A 3,287-nucleotide genomic window follows, 5' to 3' on the forward strand; every position below is an offset into this window, starting at 1 on the left:
GCTCGATCCGGTCCATGTGTTCCGGCGTCATATCGGCGATCAGGCGGACCTCGTCTTTGCGGCAGTTGATGCACGGCCAGCAGCCGACGCGCCGCGCTCCCATCGCGTAAAGGGGGTTCGGAAGAACGCCGTGCTTGCGATGCATTGCCCAGACATCTTCGACACTCCAGCGAAATATCGGTCGCCAAACGATTGATCCATCGTCATGGCGGTTATAGCGGCGCTGCTGGGCGCGATTAGCGCTTTCGTCAGCGCGGATACCAAGCCACTGCAGGACCGGACCGCTACGAAGCATCGGGCCGACAACCTGCGACGAAATAGGCAGCTGTTTCAGCTCTTCAGTGCAGAACTGAGCTTTGCGTGAGGGGAGCCGGCCCTTGAGAATGCACAGGTCAAGGTACGGATTGCCGCTCGGCGTGTTGAGCGCGGCCGCTTCCGCGACGATTTCGTCCGCAATGCCCTCGGCAGGCCATTTTGTCAGGGTCGTCTGCCGATGGATGGCAAGCTGGCGAGAGAAGTCTGCGCGTACGACCTCAACTACCGGGCCGCCAGTGGGCTCAGCCAGGCGGCTGACGTACTCGTAAGTCGCCTCGTGCTCGTTGCCGGTGTCGGCGAAGACGGCGCGGAACTCCCGACCCGACTCCATGGCCTTCAGATACGTGGCCGTGCTGTCCTTACCGCCCGACACGTTGACGAGGTGCTGGATGGCAGTTCCGGGCCTGAGGTCGGCAACGCTCGAATGCGTCATCATGCGAGCCCGCCTCGACCATAGGACTGCCCGTTATGCCTCTCCTTTTTTTCACATGGGCGATGCAAGCCAGTCCGCCTCCGACCGATGCTTGGACGAAGGCGTCTGCAGCAGGAACGCTCGCCAGCGCGCTGATTGCTCTGATTGCTTCTGGAGTTGCGATTGTAATCGCCAGAGGTCAGAGAGCCGACCGAAAAAAGGAGCTTAGCGATGAGAGAAGCCGGACGGAAGCTATCGATGATGCAAGAGCGGCGAGCCTCGCATTGGCCGTGCTCGAAGACATGTTCTGGATAGAATCGACGCTTGGATATTTTCTCGATTTCGGTTTGCAAGCTCAAAATCCTGCTGATGAGCTTGTATCGGGTCAGATACGGCTGACCGACACGATGCGAGCGTACATGACGCGGCTGCATGAACTCGGCGCATCCGGTAGAGATGTGCGTAAGCTTTTCGCGTTGATAATCGACGTGACAAAAGCCCTCGACGAGCGAGCTTCCCTGGAGAACGTGGATCACCCCGATGCGCACGCGCGAGACGGATGGATCAACGCGTCTGTTACGCAGATTCGGGCGAAGGCTTCCGAGGTTTACGTTGAGCTTTCGCCCAGACTGCTGGCTGGCTGGTGAGGTCACGCTGCTTCCTTGGCGGCAACCGCCGGCAGGTCGGGGTAATGGCCCCAGGGGTTCTTCATCTCGCTAAAGCACGGGCTCGGTAGGCCAACGGTGTTTTTTCGGGCGTAGCGGCAGAGGCGGCCGTCGCGCCAGAACTCGCGGCGCCCGGTAGCGACGACGTCGAAGACGCCGTCCGGCCAGCAGTCGGTCTGCGCGACGGCCATGGTCACGCCACGACCGGAAGCACGGTGCGCATGCCTTGAACGTTGGGTTTGCTGATCACGCCTTCGACTTCCATCCGCTCCACCAAGCGAGCGGCGCGGTTGTAGCCGATGATGAGCCGCCGCTGCACATGCGAGATCGTTGCGCGGTGAGTTTCGCGGAGCCTGTCGCGGCGAATCTTTACCGGACGCTCCAAGCTGATCGGCATGGTCGAGGTGGCTTCACCTTGAGGTGACGGCCACGCGCTGACGATCAGTCCATGTGCGGACGCTACGCCACATTCGGACCTGTATCGCTGAGCCGCGAGGCTAAGACGGTGCTGGACCAGCTCGAGCTGGATGTCGTCAGCGAGATCAATCAGCGGGAAGATCTGTTCAACATTGCGCCGACCCAGAAGGCGCTGGTCATGGCCAGCGGCGATCAGGGCTACGAGATCAAGCCGCTTCGGTGGGGCCTGATCCCCATATGGGCCAAGGACGCGAAGATCGGCGCGAAGACGATCAATGCCCGCGCCGAGACCGTGGCCACCAAGCCGGCCTTCCGTGCAGCCTTCAAGAAACGCCGCTGCTTGGTGCCGGCCTCCGGCTACTTCGAGTGGCGCGTGAAAGAGGGCGGCAAGCAGCCGTACTTCATCCGCGACCAGGTCGGCGACCTGCTTATGTTCGCCGGCCTGTGGGAAGCCTGGCGTCCCGCCGAGGGCGAGTAATGGGTCAAGACCCTCACCATCGTCACCGGTGAGCCTGGGAAGGTCTCCGGCGATATCCACGACCGGCAGCCCGTGATCCTGCCGCCCGACCTATGGGCGGTGTGGTGCGATGGCATGCCCGACGAGGCCAGTGCAACGCTGGTAGCGGCCCCTGAGGCCGAGCTCGTCTATTACCCAGTATCCAAGGCAGTTGGCTCGCCCAGGAACAAGGGTCCCGAGCTGGTTCAGCCAATCACGCTCTGAGACTGTCGACCGATATCCTGCTTCGATGTCGCCCAACTGGAAACCGCCAAGCACCCCCGGGGCCGCCACCTTCGCCGAGTGGAACGGCGCCACGTTCGCCCTCGTCAAGAACATGCCCGATGGGAAGTGGCGAGTTGGCGTATTTCCCGACGGCCAGTCCCATCATTCGGTAGGCGCCATGGTGGCGACTGAGGCCATTGCTCGGAAATTCGTCGAGTGCTGGGCTGAGGTCAACCACCGGCGTATCGCGCCTGCGAAAGGTCGTCAGATCATGCCGCCCGAGGGTTTAAAGCCGCGGAAACCCAAGGGCATTGAGGATCGGTCGTGACTTTTGGCTAAGGAGGCCGAAAGCGCGAATCCTATGAGTCATGCGAGTGTATCAAGTGGCCACTTGACGGAATTTGTTAAATGCTATTAGCCTTCGCTTAACAAGTCGGAGGTAGCACATGGACGCCCAAGCTTTAAATGCTCTTTGGTTCAACGCCGGATCGGTCTTCACCCCTGGGTCGCCAGTGAACGAACGGGACCTTTTTTCCGGCCGCGTGAATGTCTTGAATCGGATCCTGACGGCCGTGTCCCAGCGTGGCTATCACGGAGTGCTTTTCGGAGAGCGTGGTGTCGGCAAAACCTCTCTGGCGAATATCCTTACTGGCCACCTGCGGGTGACGCAGAATTACCTAGTGGCAAAGGTCAACTGTGACGCGGGCGATACCTTCAGTTCCATTTGGCACAAGGCGTTCCGCGATATCACATACAC

The 3,287-nt window shown here is 60.8% G+C and carries 4 protein-coding genes and 2 pseudogenes; 3 read left to right on the forward strand and 3 right to left on the reverse strand.

The window, feature by feature from the left end; translation table 11 throughout:
- Positions 1–751, reverse strand: a 751-nt coding sequence (locus AC1DT2_RS18760; protein WP_477297989.1) for a phosphoadenosine phosphosulfate reductase domain-containing protein, incomplete at its 3' end; no start/stop codon positions are given.
- A gap of 32 nt (positions 752–783) precedes the next feature.
- On the opposite strand from AC1DT2_RS18760, the gene AC1DT2_RS18765 reads away from it, so the two are divergent.
- Complete coding sequence (locus tag AC1DT2_RS18765) at positions 784–1,374, forward strand: hypothetical protein (protein WP_213947965.1); 591 nt, start codon at positions 784–786, stop codon at positions 1,372–1,374.
- A 2-nt stretch (positions 1,375–1,376) separates the two neighbouring features.
- Here the strand turns inward: AC1DT2_RS18765 and AC1DT2_RS18770 are convergent, their stop codons facing one another.
- Both AC1DT2_RS18770 and AC1DT2_RS18775 read right to left on the reverse strand, forming a co-directional pair.
- Positions 1,377–1,583 (reverse strand): hypothetical protein, encoded by a 207-nt coding sequence (locus tag AC1DT2_RS18770; protein ID WP_213947966.1) that lies wholly within the window; start codon positions 1,581–1,583, stop codon positions 1,377–1,379.
- A 2-nt stretch (positions 1,584–1,585) separates the two neighbouring features.
- Positions 1,586–1,738: pseudogene (locus tag AC1DT2_RS18775) on the reverse strand (DNA translocase FtsK); the annotation flags it as partial.
- A gap of 102 nt (positions 1,739–1,840) precedes the next feature.
- On the opposite strand from AC1DT2_RS18775, the pseudogene AC1DT2_RS18780 reads away from it, so the two are divergent.
- Together AC1DT2_RS18780 and AC1DT2_RS18785 are read left to right on the forward strand one after the other, a co-directional pair.
- Positions 1,841–2,530: pseudogene (locus AC1DT2_RS18780) on the forward strand (SOS response-associated peptidase).
- 446 nt (positions 2,531–2,976) lie between these two features.
- On the forward strand, positions 2,977–3,287 hold a 311-nt coding region (locus AC1DT2_RS18785; RefSeq protein WP_477297992.1), incomplete at its 3' end, for a P-loop NTPase family protein.

It is taken from the genome of Luteibacter sp. P4_E6, from assembly GCF_056401535.1.

What these genes read in the sequence shown, in the direction of transcription:
- AC1DT2_RS18765 (WP_213947965.1), top strand. Translation starts at nt 784, where the DNA reads ATGCCTCTCCTTTTTTTCACATGGGCGATGCAAGCCAGTCCGCCTCCG.
- AC1DT2_RS18770 (WP_213947966.1), bottom strand. Translation starts at nt 1,583, where the DNA reads ATGGCCGTCGCGCAGACCGACTGCTGGCCGGACGGCGTCTTCGACGTC.